The 16,167-nt window shown below is 36.3% G+C and carries 17 protein-coding genes; 4 read left to right on the top strand and 13 right to left on the bottom strand.

Features of this window, described 5'->3' with window-relative positions:
- Nucleotides 1-27: 27 nt before the first annotated feature.
- Both JM84_RS06210 and miaA read left to right on the top strand, forming a co-directional pair.
- Nucleotides 28-891, top strand: a complete 864-nt coding sequence (locus JM84_RS06210) for an ion transporter (protein WP_013749907.1) — start codon at nucleotides 28-30, stop codon at nucleotides 889-891.
- Nucleotides 884-1,795, top strand: a complete 912-nt coding sequence (gene miaA / locus JM84_RS06205) for a tRNA (adenosine(37)-N6)-dimethylallyltransferase MiaA (protein ID WP_013749908.1) — start codon at nucleotides 884-886, stop codon at nucleotides 1,793-1,795. The genes JM84_RS06210 and miaA overlap by 8 nt, the downstream gene beginning before the upstream one ends.
- Nucleotides 1,796-1,846: 51 nt before the next feature.
- On the opposite strand, the gene JM84_RS06200 is transcribed toward miaA, so the two are convergent.
- The 13 genes from JM84_RS06200 to JM84_RS06140 form a co-directional block, all read right to left on the bottom strand.
- Nucleotides 1,847-2,557: a response regulator transcription factor gene (locus JM84_RS06200; RefSeq protein ID WP_013749909.1), complete on the bottom strand. Its 711-nt coding sequence runs from the start codon at nucleotides 2,555-2,557 to the stop codon at nucleotides 1,847-1,849.
- Between the two features lies 1 nt (nucleotide 2,558).
- Complete coding sequence (locus tag JM84_RS06195; RefSeq protein WP_237699375.1) at nucleotides 2,559-4,106, bottom strand: sensor histidine kinase; 1,548 nt, start codon at nucleotides 4,104-4,106, stop codon at nucleotides 2,559-2,561.
- A gap of 106 nt (nucleotides 4,107-4,212) precedes the next feature.
- A complete protein-coding gene (gene coaE, locus JM84_RS06190) occupies nucleotides 4,213-4,812 on the bottom strand; it encodes a dephospho-CoA kinase (RefSeq protein ID WP_013749911.1) in 600 nt (199 codons plus the stop codon).
- Nucleotides 4,813-4,816: 4 nt separating this feature from the next.
- Nucleotides 4,817-5,761: a CdaR family protein gene (locus tag JM84_RS06185; protein ID WP_013749912.1), complete on the bottom strand. Its 945-nt coding sequence runs from the start codon at nucleotides 5,759-5,761 to the stop codon at nucleotides 4,817-4,819.
- 14 nt (nucleotides 5,762-5,775) lie between these two features.
- A complete protein-coding gene (locus JM84_RS06180) occupies nucleotides 5,776-6,786 on the bottom strand; it encodes a glycosyltransferase (RefSeq protein ID WP_013749913.1) in 1,011 nt (336 codons plus the stop codon).
- 114 nt (nucleotides 6,787-6,900) lie between these two features.
- Nucleotides 6,901-7,728, bottom strand: coding sequence for an enoyl-ACP reductase (locus tag JM84_RS06175; protein WP_013749914.1), 828 nt, complete (start codon nucleotides 7,726-7,728; stop codon nucleotides 6,901-6,903).
- 91 nt (nucleotides 7,729-7,819) lie between these two features.
- Nucleotides 7,820-9,472 carry a DNA repair protein RecN gene (gene recN / locus JM84_RS06170; RefSeq protein WP_013749915.1) on the bottom strand — a complete coding sequence of 551 codons (1,653 nt, stop codon included), beginning with the start codon at nucleotides 9,470-9,472 and terminating at the stop codon, nucleotides 7,820-7,822.
- 120 nt (nucleotides 9,473-9,592) lie between these two features.
- Entirely contained in the window at nucleotides 9,593-10,480 is an 888-nt protein-coding gene (locus JM84_RS06165; protein WP_013749916.1) for a DUF4835 family protein, read from the bottom strand.
- Nucleotides 10,477-11,685: a bifunctional phosphopantothenoylcysteine decarboxylase/phosphopantothenate--cysteine ligase CoaBC gene (gene coaBC, locus JM84_RS06160; protein ID WP_013749917.1), complete on the bottom strand. Its 1,209-nt coding sequence runs from the start codon at nucleotides 11,683-11,685 to the stop codon at nucleotides 10,477-10,479. The genes JM84_RS06165 and coaBC overlap by 4 nt, the downstream gene beginning before the upstream one ends.
- Nucleotides 11,686-11,689: 4 nt before the next feature.
- The gene (locus JM84_RS06155; protein ID WP_144783265.1) at nucleotides 11,690-12,031 is read right to left on the bottom strand and encodes a DNA-directed RNA polymerase subunit omega; all 342 of its coding nucleotides are present in this window, start codon (nucleotides 12,029-12,031) and stop codon (nucleotides 11,690-11,692) included.
- Nucleotides 12,032-12,042: 11 nt separating this feature from the next.
- Nucleotides 12,043-12,855: an outer membrane protein assembly factor BamD gene (locus tag JM84_RS06150; RefSeq protein ID WP_144783263.1), complete on the bottom strand. Its 813-nt coding sequence runs from the start codon at nucleotides 12,853-12,855 to the stop codon at nucleotides 12,043-12,045.
- 113 nt (nucleotides 12,856-12,968) lie between these two features.
- On the bottom strand, nucleotides 12,969-13,853 hold the full coding sequence (gene dapA, locus JM84_RS06145; RefSeq protein WP_013749920.1) for a 4-hydroxy-tetrahydrodipicolinate synthase: 885 nt from the start codon (nucleotides 13,851-13,853) through the stop codon (nucleotides 12,969-12,971).
- Nucleotides 13,853-14,374 (bottom strand): DUF6913 domain-containing protein, encoded by a 522-nt coding sequence (locus tag JM84_RS06140; protein ID WP_144783261.1) that lies wholly within the window; start codon nucleotides 14,372-14,374, stop codon nucleotides 13,853-13,855. The genes dapA and JM84_RS06140 overlap by 1 nt, the downstream gene beginning before the upstream one ends.
- Before the next feature lie 56 nt (nucleotides 14,375-14,430).
- On the opposite strand from JM84_RS06140, the gene JM84_RS06135 reads away from it, so the two are divergent.
- Entirely contained in the window at nucleotides 14,431-15,204 is a 774-nt protein-coding gene (locus tag JM84_RS06135) for a 5'-nucleotidase C-terminal domain-containing protein (RefSeq protein ID WP_144783259.1), read from the top strand.
- Nucleotides 15,201-16,124, top strand: coding sequence for a bifunctional metallophosphatase/5'-nucleotidase (locus JM84_RS06130; RefSeq protein ID WP_144783257.1), 924 nt, complete (start codon nucleotides 15,201-15,203; stop codon nucleotides 16,122-16,124). The genes JM84_RS06135 and JM84_RS06130 overlap by 4 nt, the downstream gene beginning before the upstream one ends.
- Nucleotides 16,125-16,167 lie beyond the last annotated feature (43 nt).

Raw genomic sequence — 16,167 nt, 5'->3', positions numbered from 1 at the left:
TAGGCTACTGTATAAGAACTAGATATTTTGACAAAAGAGGGCACATCATTTTGGCGCAGAAAACTGCACGATATTATTTACGAGGCAGACACGCCTGCGGGAAAACTTTTTGATGTAGTATTACTCATACTTATACTTGCCAGCATCGCACTAGTAATGCTCGAAAGTGTAAAAAGCATAGATGCAAAATATCACGATGTTTTTGAAGTAGGAGAATGGATCATCACCATCTTCTTTACACTAGAGTACTTTGCGAGAATTATAACGATAAAAAAGCCTACAAAATATATTTTCAGCTTTTATGGTCTCATCGACTTCTTCTCAACAATACCGCAGTACTTAGCTTTTTTCTTCATTGGCTCAAATGCTTTACTTACCGTAAGAGCGCTTCGCTTATTACGAGTATTCAGAATTTTAAAAATCACGAGATACGTAGGCGAGTCTAATAAGCTCTCCAAAGCTCTTAAAGATAGTAGAGCAAAGATTAGTATATTTTTATTTGCAGTACTTATTCTCTGTATTATCGCTGGCACAATCATGTATATGATAGAAGGTGAGCAAAGTGGCTTCTCCAGCATCCCTGTAAGTGTTTACTGGTGTATTGTAACGCTTACTACGGTAGGCTTTGGAGATATCGCACCTGTTACTCCACTTGGACAACTTATAGCGGCTATTATTATGATATTAGGATATGGAATCATTGCAGTACCTACAGGTATTGTGAGTGCCGAATATGCAAAAGACATGAGCTCAGAAAAAATCACGATAGATGGTGAAGACTATGTGCATATGAACACGCAAGCCTGCGTAAACTGTAATGCAAAGAAACATCGTGATGATGCCGAATTTTGTCATAAATGCGGACACACGCTTAACGTCTCACATGAGTAAATATCTCATCCCCATCGTAGGACCTACTGCAATAGGTAAAACTGCACTTTCCATTAAAGTAGCACAATATCTCAAGACAGAAATTCTATCTGCAGACTCAAGACAATTTTTTAAAGAGATGTATATAGGTACAGCCGTTCCAGAACCTGAGGAGCTCGCTGCAGCCCCGCATCATTTTATACAACACCTCTCTGTAAATCAAGACTACAGTGTGGGACACTTTGAAAAAGACGCTATCGATAAAATTACCGCACTACATAAAAAATACGACACCGTGGTTATGGTAGGTGGTTCTGGGATGTATGTAGACGCCGTTATTAATGGATTAGATGAGTTTCCCGCAGTAAAAGATGGTGTACGAGCAAAGCTCAAAGATTTGCACGAGAGGGTGGGTATTGAAGCGCTACAAGATCTCTTACTAGACAAAGACCCAACGTATTACAAGCAAGTTGATATACATAACACACAGCGCGTTATAAGAGCTTTAGAAGTATGTCTTTCGGCAGATGAGCCTTTTTCATTTTATAGAAATAGACCTAAACCTAAGCGCAATTTTGAGACCATCAAAATAGGATTACAAGCAGACCGTAAAATTATGTACGACCGTATTAATCTACGTGTAGATCTTATGATTGAAAATGGTCTGGTTAAAGAGGTAGAAAGTTTGCTTTCGCGAAAGCATAACAACGCCCTTATAACTGTAGGCTACAGGGAGCTCTTTGAATATTTTGAAGGCACAGTCACCCTAGAACGAGCTATTGAAAATATAAAGACCAATACGCGACGTTTTGCTAAAAGACAAATGACATGGTATCGCCGTGATGAGACTATCAATTGGTTTGACTACCAGACACCTTTTGAAGAAATAGCATCGTTTATAAATAAAAAAACGCACCACTCATAGAGCGGCACGTTTTTATAGGTACACTAATATCGTTTATACCGATATTGGCTATTAGTCATCTTTCTTTACAACCAGACGGAATCCTTCTCCGTGAATGTTTAAAATCTCTACAAGGTCATCCTTTTTAAGGTACTTACGTAGTTTTGCAATATATACATCCATACTTCTAGATGTAAAGTAATTATCATCTCTCCAGATTTTTGTAAGAGCTAGTTCACGTGGCATCAAGTCATTTTCATGAAGTGCAAGCATACGTAATAACTCATTTTCTTTAGGAGATAATTTTATAGGCTCCTCTTCTTTATACGTTAAGAAACGTAGTTTTGAATTTAAGTGGAAGTTACCAACATTAAATTCGAACTGCTTAGAATCTGCAACAGAATCAACAGACTTACGCTGTATGATTGCCTTTATTTTCATAAGTAATACTTCACTATCAAATGGCTTATTCAGATAGTCGTCTGCTCCTACTTTATAACCTTTAAGTACATCTTCTTTAAGAGCCTTAGCAGTTAAAAAGATGATAGGAATATCTTCATTCTTCTCTCTAATTTCTTTGGCTAGTGTAAAACCATCTTTATATGGCATCATTACATCAAGAATACAAAGATCATAATCGTCTTTTTTAAATTTCTCAAATCCTTCCATACCATTTTTTGCATGAGTGACATTGTAGTCATTCATCATAAGGTAATCTTTAAGAACAGTTCCAAAATTCGGATCATCCTCTACTAGTAAAATCTTTTTGTTTTCAGTTTCCATATTAATATGATATTAGTGGTATTTTGATTATGAATGTACTTCCCATTCCTTTTTCACTTTCAACGGAGATTTCTCCTTGGTGGTCGTCTACGATTCTTTTTGCGTAGGCAAGCCCGAGTCCGTGGCCTTTTACATTATGTATGTCTCCTGTGTGCTCACGATAAAATTTGTCAAATATTTTTTTCTGCACGGCTTTGGTCATTCCATCACCTTTATCTTGAATCTTGATAATAATTGAGTCTTTTGTGTTTTCTGTATACACATCAACTTCTGGCGCTCTGTCTTCTGGAGTATACTTTACAGCATTATCCATAATATTTACTAATACATTAGTAAAATGCGACTCATTTGCGAGTACTGGAGTACGCTCTGCGTCCAGATGAAGGTCTATATAGCCACCACGATCTTCTACGATTAATAGAACATGATTACTAGCATCCTCCACGAGCTCGTGCATATCTAAACGTTCTTTTTGGATATCTAGTTCATTCTTTTCAAGTTTTGAAATACGTAAAACGTTTTCCACTTGACCGTGCATTCTTTTATTTTCTTCTCTTATAAGTCCTTGATAATAACTTACCTTTTCGGGATTAGAAGATATTTTTGAATTTTTTAAAGCATCTAGTGCAAGATTAATAGTTGCTATAGGCGTCTTAAACTCGTGTGTCATGTTATTTATAAAATCTGTCTTTATTTGAGAGATTTGACGTTGCTTATTGAGTTGATGCAATGCGCTAGAATATGCGATAACGATAATAAGAGTAAATATTATAGACAGACCAGCCATTCCTAAAATTGAAGAAATTACAAATTTCTTTTCTCCGGGAAATTGTACATATAATGAGTAGTCACTTAAATCTTGATTATAAAGAAATATTGGCTCGCTATATCCTGGAGCAGATTTTCTAAATTTGAAATTATCAGACCTTACTTTAGTTAATAGATCATTACTATAAACTCCAAAATCAAAATCTGTTTCTAGGTTTCTTTCTGAAAGCTCTATCGTCAAAAGTCTTTCTATCTCTTCTGCAGTAAGTCTCTTGTGGATAGGAATTTTAGTTGCAATCCTACTAACAATGTCAGAAAATCTAAATTTCTCATAATCAATAAGTCTTGAGAACTCCTGAATTCTATTAGATGTAGACTCCTCTCCACCTTCTACATTATTCTTTCTTATAATTTGAGTAGACTTTCTGTTTGCATAACGTTTAAAGGATATACTATCACCTTTTTCACCTATGAAACCAGGTGCGGTTATCTTAAAATCTTCTTGAAGTATACCGCTTGTATAAAGAATAAGCTCATTATTTACCAGATCTTCATTTAAATAAAAGTACTCATCAAATGTCAGATCATCTGGAACTCCAATACTATCTACCATATTTTGCACTGGGTAGTAGTAATCTTCTAACTCTCTGTTTTCAATTTTATCGACAACAGCAGATAATGCTTGTCTAGCATTAAAGCTAAATTGCTCCCGCTTTGTCTCAACACTACTTGTTATCCAGTAGCCTTGAACAAAGATGATTCCTATGAGTGAAAGACTCATGAGAATGATTAATAAGTAAAACAGTTTTTTATTCACTATCCAAAAGTAAGATTTTAACATTTGAAGCCGATTCGGTTTAACCAAATGTTAACAAGCAGCTATTTTACTACTTCCACCCCTTACCTATACGTGACATGATGTGAGTGTGAATGCGACTTACAGACATTTTTGATGACTCCAAGAATTCATTATTTATGAGTACATCTGCCATAGCGGTCTTACGATTATCTGTCCATTGCGAATTCATGCGTTTAATTACGTCTTTTTCTGAAGCTCGATCCCTTTTCATTACACGCTTAATTCGATCGCTTTTTGGAGCAGTAACTAGAATAGTATAATCACAATCAAGATGACCACCGTTTTCAAAAAGTATAGCTACTTCTTTAATAACGTAAGGAGAGTTTTGCTCAGAAACCCATTTTGAAAAATGAGTTTTTACCGCTGGATGCACAATGCTATTTAGCCTTTTTAATAACTTAGGACTACTAAAAACTTCATTTGCGATATAAGCTCTATTCAGCTTACCATCTTTATAAGATTGATCACCAAGCAAAAAAGAAATTTGCTTTATTAAGACCTCATCTGTATTCATGAGTTTCTTAGCCTCCACATCTGCAATATAAATGGGAACACCTAGTTCATTAAAAAACGAGCCTACCGTTGTTTTACCACTTCCTATTCCTCCTGTGAGACCTACAATAATCATACTTTTAGTTTACAATAATAAATTTAACTTGCTTATTAATAAGTCGCACAGACTTAACTCCTTTAGGTTCTCTAGCGATTGTAAGCGTTAAATATGCATCGGAATTATTTGCTGTGGCATAATCGCAAGTAACTAGAAAATCTGATGGTGTTATACTTTCAAAATTTTCAAGTTCAACCAGATAAATAATTTCAGCGGTTTTAGGTAGTATTTTTACGCGCTTTTTTGGATCATTTAATACTGTTATAGGTACAGTAATTTTACCCTCCGTAAACTTGGCAATCTCTTGATGCAGCATTATAGATTTATGTGAAACCCTAAGCTCCTCCGGTAATTTATCAAGTGACAACAACACATTGTCCGAAAGGTCTGTGTTAATATTTGTAATTTCCTTTTGTTCTGTAGGTATCGCTTCTATGTTTGCCAATAATGAACTAGGTCCTACAACGGTAACACTATCTGGATTTATAATCATTTTATTACGACCACCATATCCGGTTTTGTAAATCAAGCTTGCTTTAGATATCACAGGAACCTTTTTTGAAGCAACTGAATCAATTGTTACGGTAATTTGAGAAGGTGTCATCGCTAGAATAGAAAGCTCCCTATCAATAGCATTTTTAATTATCTCCTGATTTTCGTTAGTATTGAATGTAAATTCTCTATTCGACACACGTTGTAACTGCTCGTAACTAATAGCAATCTCTGGTGAATCTAATGCACTAGTAAACAAAGTAAATCCAGATCCTTCTGCTTGTATCTTAATAATCTCGGGCACAATGACCTGCACAGTTCTATCTATAGGAACTTCTGTAATACTTAAGGTCACTTCGTATTGTGTACTATATGTTTTTGAAAGTTTTATTAGGGCAGCGACGATAGTGGTAAGCAACAAAAAGAATAAGAATTCTCGCGCAGTCACACTATTAATCTTAATTCCCTTAAACATAGATTACAAACCTTTTACTGCTCTAATGTACTAAAAAAAAGGTGTGGATATCGCTTAAGAGGCTCTTTGTCCAACCATTTAATATGTATCACAGAGGCTAGAAAGCCTTTACCATAGCCATAAAACTGTATAAATGTGGCTATTACACTAAGCAATCCGATAGCTATACTTTTATTAACAATAGAAGCATGTATTAAAATAATTACTAAATAAAGAGCATAAAATAATATTGCAACATAATAACCCGCAAAGAGCAACCCTAAGCTCACAAAGAGACCTAGCATAAAAAGTGTAGGAAACCAGTACGTTATTTTGGCTGTCGTAGGATGCCACTTATTTAAGATAGGTCTCACAAGTCCAAATTTATTCACTTGTATATAAAACTTCTTCCAAGAAATACGACGCTTATGATATACAAATGCCTGAGGAATAAGCGCTGTTTTGAAACCAAGCTCCCATAATCTCAACACCAAATCTGGATCTTCACCTGGGTGAATATTTCCAAAACCTCCACTTGCTTCAAATGCTTTTTTAGAAAGACCCATATTAAAACTTCTAGGCTGGAATTTGCCTGTATCTTCTCCTCCACCTCTTATTCCGCCAGTGGTAAACAGAGAGGTCATGCTATAACTTATTGCCTTTTGTAAATTAGAAAAATCCGGATGCGCTGCGTCTGGGCCTCCATAACAGTCTACATAATTGTTTTGTAATCGCTCATTCATGACGCTCACATATGATGGTGGCAATATGCAATCAGAATCTAGAATTATAAAGTAATTACCGCTTGCTCTTTGCATCCCATAGTTGCGTGAACTGCCTGGTCCAGAATTCGGTTTTGGTAAATAGGTGATATTGAGATTAGGGTATGCTGCAAGTTCATTCTCACAAGAGATTGTAGATCCATCTTCAATAATTACTATCTCATAAGGAATCGTAGATTCTTGCGCCTCAAAACTTGCTAGTAGTTCGGCAATTTCATCTGGACGATTAAAAACGGGTACAATAAAAGAATATGATAATTGCATAGAAGACAAAGCTAACGGTTACACAATGGGTAAGCAACAAAAAACCACCGAGAGAGTATCGATGGTTTTAATGTGTTTTTAGTACGCTTTCGCGAAAGCGTAACAAATAAAAATCTATTCGTGTCCTTCTGCTTTCATGAACGATTCCATCACCTCATTACTTACACCCGTATTACTAAAACCTCCATCATTATAAAGGTTTTGCATAGTTACACGCTTTGTAAGGTCTGAAAATAATGTAATGGTATAATCTGCACAATCTTGAGCAGTAGCATTACCTAACGGGCTCATTTTTTCTGCATAAGCTATAAATCCATCAAATCCTTTTACTCCTTGTCCAGCCGTAGTAGGTGTAGGAGATTGAGAGATTGTATTTACACGTACGTTCTTTTCTTTTCCGTAGAAGTAACCAAAGCTACGTGCGATAGACTCTAAGTATGCCTTATTATCTGCCATGTCGTTATAATCTGGAAAAACACGCTGTGCTGCCATATAAGTAAGAGCAACAATGCTTCCCCACTCGTTCATTGCGTCTTGCTTATAAAGCGTTTGCATCACTTTGTGGAAAGACATTGCAGAAACATCTGTTCCCTTCTGTGTCCAGTCATACTTTTGATCTGTGTAAGCACGACCTTTACGTACGTTTATAGACATTCCAATAGAGTGTAAAACGAAGTCTAATTTACCACCTAGAATTTCTTGTGCCTTAGTTACAAGGTTTTCAAGATCTTCTAAAGATGTTGCGTCTGCAGGTATGATTTCTGAACCTGTCTTTTCGGCAAGGTCATTAATCTGTCCCATACGCATAGCGATAGGTGCATTTGTAAGAACAAAAGTTCCTCCTTCTTCGTGCACACGCTCTGCGGTTTTCCAAGCAATTGAATTAGGATCCAATGCTCCAAAAATAATTCCGCGCTTTCCTTTAAGTAAATTATAACTCATAATATTATTAATGGTTTGATGTGTTTTTTTTTGCTCTCTAGCTTGTTGTTGCTAGAAGAGTGTAAATATCGTGGTTTCTGTGTAAAAAATCCTAATTAAGTAGATTTTTTGCGTGGTCTATTGCTGCTTGACTTTGCTGGTTACCACCTAACATTGCCGCTATCTCAACAATACGAGCATCTTCATCTAGCTGCTCGATAAAGGTTTGTGTACGCTCCTCTGTATCTTTCTTGTACACTTTAAAATGAGAAGCGCCTTGACCTGCTATTTGCGGTAAGTGTGTGATGCTTATAAGCTGCATAGTACGACCCATTTTTTTAAGGATACCACCCATTTTTACTGCAATATCTCCACTTACTCCAGTATCTATTTCATCAAAAATAAGCGTAGGCAATTGCTTGTGCTTACTTAGTACCGACTTGAGTGCGAGCATAACTCTTGAAAGTTCTCCTCCAGAAGCACCTTTTCCTAATGGTTTGAGCTCACTCCCTTTATTTGCCGAGAATAAAAACTCCAACACATCATTACCTGAAGCATGAAGATCTTCTTGCATAGCTAGAGACACTTGAAATTGTGCATTAGGCATTCCTAACTCTATCAGTAATTTCTCAACCAGCGACTTTAAATGCGGCGCTGCCGTTGTGCGCTCTTTATGCAGCTTTGCTGCTAGTGTACTTGCTTTGTTATGTTGCGTTTTAATTTTATCTTCTAGTGCTTGAATCTTATCATCAACTCCTGCAATATCTTGTAAACCATTATCAAGATTATTTCTAATAGCTATTAGTTCTTCTACTGTCGCTACTTGATGCTTTTTGAGTAAAGAATGCAGTAATTGCATTCTGTTATTAAGTCGCTCAAGTGCAAGAGGATCTGCATCTACCGCGTCAGACATCTCACTCAATGATGCTCCTATATCTTCTAGTTCTAAAAGCGCACTATTAAGCTGCTCATAAATTGCCGTATACTGAGTACCGTAGCTATTTAATCTTGATAACGCAGCTCTAGCCGCTGTGAGCTGATCTATAGCACCGTTTTCATCTAGAGAAATATTTTGAACAGCTATAGCAAGCTGTTGCATAATCTCATCTGCATTACTCAACGTATTAAGCTCTTCTTCTAAAGACTCATACTCACCTTCTTTTAAAGAAGCCTCATCTAGCTCCGTAAAAAGAAAAGACTGATAATCATATTCAAGCTGCGCTTGTTTTTTTCTTTCTAGTAATTCTTTTAGTTCGCTCTGCAAAAGCTTCCAAGCTTTAAAAGACTCTTTGTATTTCCCAAGTAATTTGAGATTGTCTGAAAATGTATCAATCATCTCAAATTGAAAATCATTTTCTACTACCTGTAAAGTTTTATTCTGGCTATGTATGTCTACTAGTCTCGCTCCTAAAATAGTAAGCTGTGCTAGTGTTACAGGAGTGTCATTTATAAATGCCCTACTTTTTCCAGAAGGCAGAATCTCCCTTCTTACGATTGTCGCATTTTCGTAATCAAGATCATGGTCTTTAAAAAAAGGATGAAGTTGATATCCATCTATATGGAAAACACCTTCTACAATGCACTTCTGTGTTGCATCTCCAGCACTTGACATATCTGCCCGTTTACCAGTAATAAGACCAAGCGCTCCTAAAAGGATAGACTTACCTGCACCTGTCTCACCAGTAATAACTGTAAAACCTTTATCAAATCTCAGTTGAACAGACTGGATGAGTGCATAATTTTTTATAGATAATGATGTAAGCAATAGTTATAAATATTTAATTAATCTTAATGCTATTATACGTTTACAAAAGTCGATTAAAGCTAATGAAAAATTCCCGCAAGACGGGAATTTTAAACATGGATTATTTTAGATAAAATTATTCTAAAATTTAATCTGCCTCCAGAAATTAGATTTAGTTGGCGCTACTTGATTAAGTACTTCTACAAGTGATGTGATGTTAACCGAAGGTCCTGAAGAAAATATAGATGCAATTTCCTCTGCCTTAGTATCAAAGAATACTCGAGTTAAAAAATTATTGGGCCTCTTCTTATATAAAGATTGAAACTCAGATAAGGTAGTAGATATGGTTTGCTTACTACGTTTTTTATCATCAACCATAAGATCTAAACCTGTACGGTGATAGCTGTACATAATGCCAGCAAACTCCCTAAAGTTAGGAGACAATAAATCTTCGTTTAATCGATATCTAGATTGCGCACCATCTTGAGGATTCCACCCAGTCTGGCTATTAGGTTGAGCCGTAGTTACAATTTGCTTTGCTTCTTGAAAATACTTGTCCCCATCATTAAGCTTAAAGGTATTTGCATCCATACCTATGATGGTATAAGCATAGAAAGCCATTACAGAAACTAAGTTAGAGTCAAACGTATTAGGATTATAAATAAGAGGTTGAAACTCTGTGTACTCAAAATCAAACTGCTTATCATTAAAATTAAAAGTAGCTGTATCATAATTAGATCCATACACAGGTCTCGATGCACCTACTTGCACGGTAGCTCTAAAATTATTTCCATCTTGCTGGGTGATGATAATATTAAAAGAGCAATCGATACGCTCTTGCTGTTTGAATCTACGATCTGTCCACTTTGTATTATTAACGAACTCTGTAAGTGATCGCTCAAGTGTTTTAAAAACTTGAAGATCTGCTTTGTTAGTCTGCTCTGCATTAATAACAACGACAGCATTAAGTTCCTGTGCTATAGAATTTAAAGAAAACAATAAGACTATTAATAAAGTAAAGATTCTCATAGTACTTGGGAGGCTATTTTATCAAATATATCAATAGATACTGCAGCCTTAGACTTTAACTCATATGGTGTTGCGGTACCTTCTTTATCAATAAACGTAATTTTATTAGTTTTGGTCTGAAAACCAGCACCTTTATCATTAAGCGAATTTAAAACAATCCCGTCAAGATTCTTTTTCTTTAGTTTCTTTCGTGCATTTTCTATCTCATTTTGAGTTTCTAATGCAAACCCAAGAAGATATTGATGTGTTTTAATCTCACCTAGTGAAGCTAGAATATCCTTAGTTTTTACTAAATCGATACTCATTGAGCTATCATTCTTTTTTATTTTTTCTGTGGCAACAGTAGCTGGTTTATAATCTGCCACAGCCGCAGATGCTATTGCAACATCTACATCTTTAAAAATAGTGTGTGCCGCATCATACATTTGCTCTCCGGAGACCACATTATGCACTGTGATTGCACTATTGGCAACTTTTATTGCGCTAGGCCCTAAAATTAAATCTACTTGAGCACCCAGGCTTGCCGCTCTAAGAGCTAGCTCTACTCCCATTCTACCGCTACTATGATTACCTATAAAACGCACAGGATCTATAGCTTCATAAGTAGGTCCGGCTGTAATCATCACTCGCTTCCCTTTAAATGGAAGTTTATTAAGAACATCTTTCTCTATAAATGAAACGATATCCTCTGGCTCTGCCATTCTCCCTTTTCCCACAAGACCAGATGCTAGCTCACCACTAGTGGCTTCTATCATCACATTTCCATAGGATTGTAATTTCTGAAAAGAATTTTCTGATGAAGGATGGATGTACATATCTAGATCCATTGCTGGAGCAAAATACACTGGACATTTTGCACTAAGATAGGTTGCAAGAAGCAAATTATCTGAAGTACCATTTGCCATTTTTGAGAGTGTATTTGCCGTAGCTGGAGCAATCACCATAAGATCTGCCCATAGGCCTAGCTCTACATGATTAGTCCACACCGCATTCTCATCTCCTTCAATTGTAAATGAAGAGTGTACTGGATTACGTGAGAGTGTACTCAATGTAAGTGGAGTTACAAATTCCTTTGCTGCCTCTGTCATTACTACTTGCACAGAAGCGCCAGCCTTTATGAATGCTCTCACAAGACTGGCGCTTTTGTATGCTGCAATGCCAGCGGTAACTCCTAAAAGTATTTTTTTACCGCTTAAAACTGACATCTATCTACTCGTTACTTTTTCCTTCTTCAGTAACTGTAGTATCTCTATGATAGATACGATCTTCTAACCACTCTTGCACTGCAAGTGCGTGTGCTTTAGGAAGACGCTCGTAAAATTTAGAAACCTCTATTTGTTCTTTGTTCTCAAAGATCTCTTCAAGACTATCATTAAATGTTGCAAATTCATCCAACTTTTCTGATAATTCTTTCTTGATTTCAGTGTTGATTTGTGTAGCACGTTTTGCGATAATAGATATCGCCTCATAGATATTATTTGTAGGTGCATCTACAAGATTTTTATCAATAGTCGTTGTACTCAAAGGTGCATCAATGTCCTTGATATTCATAGTATTCATCTTTAATTTAATAAATCTTTTGCCTGCAGTTCTTCATTAACCTCTGCAATTTCCTTTGCTGCCTCATCAGCATATTTACCTTGAGGGTAATATTTTTCTAGTGCATTGTAAGCTGCTTTAGCAGCTTCAAGACGCTCTACTTGAAGACGCTTTACGCTGCCCATTGCTAGTTGGTACGCAGAGTTAAATTTCCAGTATAGAGCATCTTCTCTATAAATAGAACCAGGATTATCGAGTAAGAAATTATCAAATGCACTTATCGCATTTGGAAACGTTCCTCTACTAGCTCCTATTTTATTATACCCTTTTGCTATCTCATAAGATTTACGTTCTAGCTTAGTATTGAGTTCTTGTACTTTAGCATTAGCATCATCCACCTGTTCAGAGTCTGGATACTCGTTGATAAACCCTTGCAGCTTTTCTAGTGCTATATACGTATCTCCTTGGTCTAGATTAAATCTAGGCGAACGTCTGTAATAACTTTCTGCACTCTTAAATGCAGCTTCCTCTCTTTTCGTACTCTGAGGAAAGGACTTGACAAAACGCTCAAACTGGTAACCACCACTATAGTAATCTCCTAGTTCATAAAACGTATTTGCATATAAATAAGTAACACGTTCTGCTTGAGGTCTTCCTCTATACAAAGGAACGATCTGCTCCCAGAGCCTTAACGCTTTCTTGTATTTCCCTTGACTATATAAGGAATCTGCAAATTCATATTTTGCTTTAATATCATCGTTCTTGAGAACATCTTGATATGTTGAACAAGAGTTCAATAACACTACGGAAACTAATAGGAAAAATATATTCTTCATAAGGGTCTGAAACAGCAGGCAAAACTACGTAAAATCAATTACATAACATAACATAATTAATAGTGCTCAAAAATAAACGCTTTGACCCTGCTAATTATTTTGTTATGACACGTTTAACTTTTTTGAATAATAGAAAGTGCATTACCTATTTTTTGATGTAACGCATTACTTGCTGCTATTAACGGCAATCTTACGTAAGGCTCGCAAATCCCTTGATGAGACAGTAATGATTTGATTCCTGCAGGGTTTCCTTCTTCAAAGATTAAATCTATCATTGATAGCAGTGGTAAGTGTTTTTGGTACGCTTTCGCGAAAGCGTTATTCAAACCATCATTCATAATCTGAGAAAAATAGGAAGGTAATCCTTGACCTATTACAGAAATAACGCCACTTCCTCCTGCCGAAACTAACGGCAATGCAAGTGCATCATCTCCAGAAAGCACTACAAAATCTTCTGGAACCTTGTGTATCAAGTGTAGTACTTGGGCCATATCGTTTACAGCTTCTTTAATAGCTACGATGTTCTCGAAATCACTAGCCAGTCTTGCCGAAGTTACTGGCGACATATTGCTAGAAGTTCTACCTGGCACATTGTATAAAATGATAGGTAAAGGACTCGCCGCAGAAATAGCTGCAAAGTGTTGATATATTCCCTCTTGGGTAGGCTTATTATATGCTGGAGAAACTGAGAGAATCGCTGTAATTCCATCAAAATCCCCAGTGGCAAACTCCTCTACTATTGCAGCGGTATTATTACCACCCACACCTAACACTATAGGTATACGCTTATTTGTAACTTTTATAATATGAGCAACAATCTGTTGCTTTTCTTTACTAGTAAGCGTTGCTGTTTCGGCAGTGGTACCTAGTGCTACTAGATAGTTAATACCTCCTGTAACACAATGCTCTATAAGACGCGTAAGCCCGTCAAAATCTACAGATAAATCCTTGTGAAATGGCGTTACAAGTGCAACACCCGTCCCTCTCAACTCTTTCATTAATGTATAACTTTTAAAATCTTTAAATACTTCTCAAACTCTTTTATAAAAATTGATTCTTGCCCATCATTCACATGAATGGTTAGATCATTCACAGATTCCATTTCTGGAGATACTCCTATTTTTAAAACTGCATTAGACATAGCCGTCATAGCCCTAAGAGCAAGCGCATCTGAGTGGTAATAACTGATTAAAATATCAAAACGCTGTTTTTTAAAATTTTCAAGAGCTGCCGTTTTAAATACACCTTTCCAGCCTAATTGCTTTTCTGAGAAAAGTGATGGAAGCTCCTTTTGATCTTTAGTCATCGTTTTCACATACGCTAGCAGGATCAAGTTTTTTTCTGAAAGATTTAAAATCTTAAGAATCTTTTTTAGGGATACAGGATCAAAAGGCTTTGTACTGTCTTGCAATAATGCCACAACAACCGGCTTTGCCCCACTAGGCTTATAATCGCGTTTGCGTAGTTGCTTGTCTATTTGCTTATGAATAGATTTTGCTTTTAATCCGTTTAAAAACATGTAACTTTACTTTCATACAAATGTAGCCAAAATATACTGCTACTTATGACACAAAAATGAAGAGAACAACGCTTATAACTATCATTAGTTGTATTGTTATATATACAACAGTAGTCTCATGCAAAAAAGACCTCCACTACGCACCAGAACGTATAAAAAGCGAACTCATTACTGTAAATAGCAACACAGAAGAAAACGCCGAAATTGTATCGTTTATAAGTCCTTATAAAAATGCCATACGAGCAGAAATGGATAGTGTGCTTGCTGTAGCACCTGCATCTTACACAAAAAAAGATGGCAAGTTTAATACAGCAGTGGGAAATATGATGGCAGATGCTGTTTATGAAATGACAAATCCTGTGTTTGAAAAAAGAGCGGGATACCCATTTCATGCCGTTCTATTAAATTACGGAGGGATACGCTCTGCACTTAACCAAGGATCTATTACTACAGGTACAGCATATGAGTTAATGCCTTTTGAAAATGAAGTAGTCGTTGTTGAGTTAAGTGGCAAGCAAATGAAAGCTATGTTTCAATACTTAAAAAATGGAACTGCTCACCCTATCTCTGGAATGGAAATTCAACTATCAGATGACGGCGAAATAAAAAAAGCCCTAGTTCAAGGAAAAGAGGTTGCTGATAATAACACTTATTTTATCGCCACAAATGATTACCTCATGAATGGTGGAGATAATATGACCTTTTTTGAAAACCCAATAAGTGTACTCTCTTTAGACTATAAAATTAGAAATGTGCTCATAGATTACTTCAAGAAATATGACACTATAGCACCGGTGAGAGACAATAGATTTACAAGAGATAGCAAATGATACGTAGAAAATTTATAAAACAAACTGCAGCTGCTAGTAGCCTTATAGGTTTAGGAGGGTTAACTATGGGAATGAGTAATAATTCACTCCTAAAACCAAGTAAAAAGCACATCACAATACTTCACACTAATGATGTACATAGTCATGTAGAGCCATTTCCATCAAACGACCCTAAATATGCAAATCTAGGAGGAGCCGCTCGTAGAATGAACATTATTCAAAATGTGCGTAAAGAAAATCCAAACACGCTTCTTCTAGACGCTGGAGACATCTTTCAAGGCACTCCATACTTCAACTTTTACGGTGGAGAACTAGAGTTCAAGCTTATGTCTATGATGGGATATGATGCAGCAACTATAGGTAATCATGATTTTGATAACGGAATAGGCGGTCTTGCTGCCCAAATGCCTAATGCATCATTTGAACTGCTTTCTTCTAACTATGACTTCTCAAACACCATTATGGATGGCCTTACAAAACCCTATAAAGTTTTTGTAAAAGATGGCGTGCGTATAGGCGTTTTTGGAGTAGGAATACAACTCAGCGGACTTGTAAATAAAACGATGTTTAAAGAGACTTCCTATCTCGACCCTATAGAACTAACCACAGACACCGTAGATGCACTTAGAAACAAAGAGCAATGTGATATCGTAATTTGTTTATCGCATCTTGGATATTCTTACAAGAACGAAGACAAAATCTCTGACCTCACACTAGCTGCAAAAACTGCTGGAATTGATTTAATAATAGGTGGTCACACTCACACATTCTTAGAAAAACCAACAATCGTCCAGAATAAAGATGAAAAATTTGTGCTTGTTAATCAAGTGGGTTGGGGAGGTATTAACTTAGGGAGGATAGATTTCTATCTTGATGAATCTAACAAGCTCAAGTCATCGAGTTTAGTACTTGACGTGTAAATCTTGTAACATCATTTTCTCTTAATTTTTAAACTGAAAAATA

Origin of the sequence: Dokdonia sp. Hel_I_63 (assembly GCF_007827285.1) — a bacterium.
GTDB lineage: Bacteria > Bacteroidota > Bacteroidia > Flavobacteriales > Flavobacteriaceae > Dokdonia.
This window is presented reverse-complemented; position numbering and strand designations above follow the sequence as displayed.

Excerpts from the sequence above, each read along its gene's own strand:
- miaA (WP_013749908.1), top strand. The coding sequence starts at position 884 with ATGAGTAAATATCTCATCCCCATCGTAGGACCTACTGCAATAGGTAAA.
- JM84_RS06200 (WP_013749909.1), bottom strand. The coding sequence starts at position 2,557 with ATGGAAACTGAAAACAAAAAGATTTTACTAGTAGAGGATGATCCGAAT.
- JM84_RS06195 (WP_237699375.1), bottom strand. The coding sequence starts at position 4,106 with ATGAGTCTTTCACTCATAGGAATCATCTTTGTTCAAGGCTACTGGATA.
- coaE (WP_013749911.1), bottom strand. The coding sequence starts at position 4,812 with ATGATTATTGTAGGTCTCACAGGAGGAATAGGAAGTGGTAAAACAACG.
- JM84_RS06185 (WP_013749912.1), bottom strand. The coding sequence starts at position 5,761 with ATGTTTAAGGGAATTAAGATTAATAGTGTGACTGCGCGAGAATTCTTA.
- JM84_RS06180 (WP_013749913.1), bottom strand. The coding sequence starts at position 6,786 with ATGCAATTATCATATTCTTTTATTGTACCCGTTTTTAATCGTCCAGAT.
- JM84_RS06175 (WP_013749914.1), bottom strand. The coding sequence starts at position 7,728 with ATGAGTTATAATTTACTTAAAGGAAAGCGCGGAATTATTTTTGGAGCA.
- JM84_RS06165 (WP_013749916.1), bottom strand. The coding sequence starts at position 10,480 with ATGAGAATCTTTACTTTATTAATAGTCTTATTGTTTTCTTTAAATTCT.
- coaBC (WP_013749917.1), bottom strand. The coding sequence starts at position 11,685 with ATGTCAGTTTTAAGCGGTAAAAAAATACTTTTAGGAGTTACCGCTGGC.
- JM84_RS06155 (WP_144783265.1), bottom strand. The coding sequence starts at position 12,031 with ATGAATATCAAGGACATTGATGCACCTTTGAGTACAACGACTATTGAT.
- JM84_RS06150 (WP_144783263.1), bottom strand. The coding sequence starts at position 12,855 with ATGAAGAATATATTTTTCCTATTAGTTTCCGTAGTGTTATTGAACTCT.
- dapA (WP_013749920.1), bottom strand. The coding sequence starts at position 13,853 with ATGAAAGAGTTGAGAGGGACGGGTGTTGCACTTGTAACGCCATTTCAC.
- JM84_RS06140 (WP_144783261.1), bottom strand. The coding sequence starts at position 14,374 with ATGTTTTTAAACGGATTAAAAGCAAAATCTATTCATAAGCAAATAGAC.
- JM84_RS06135 (WP_144783259.1), top strand. The coding sequence starts at position 14,431 with ATGAAGAGAACAACGCTTATAACTATCATTAGTTGTATTGTTATATAT.
- JM84_RS06130 (WP_144783257.1), top strand. The coding sequence starts at position 15,201 with ATGATACGTAGAAAATTTATAAAACAAACTGCAGCTGCTAGTAGCCTT.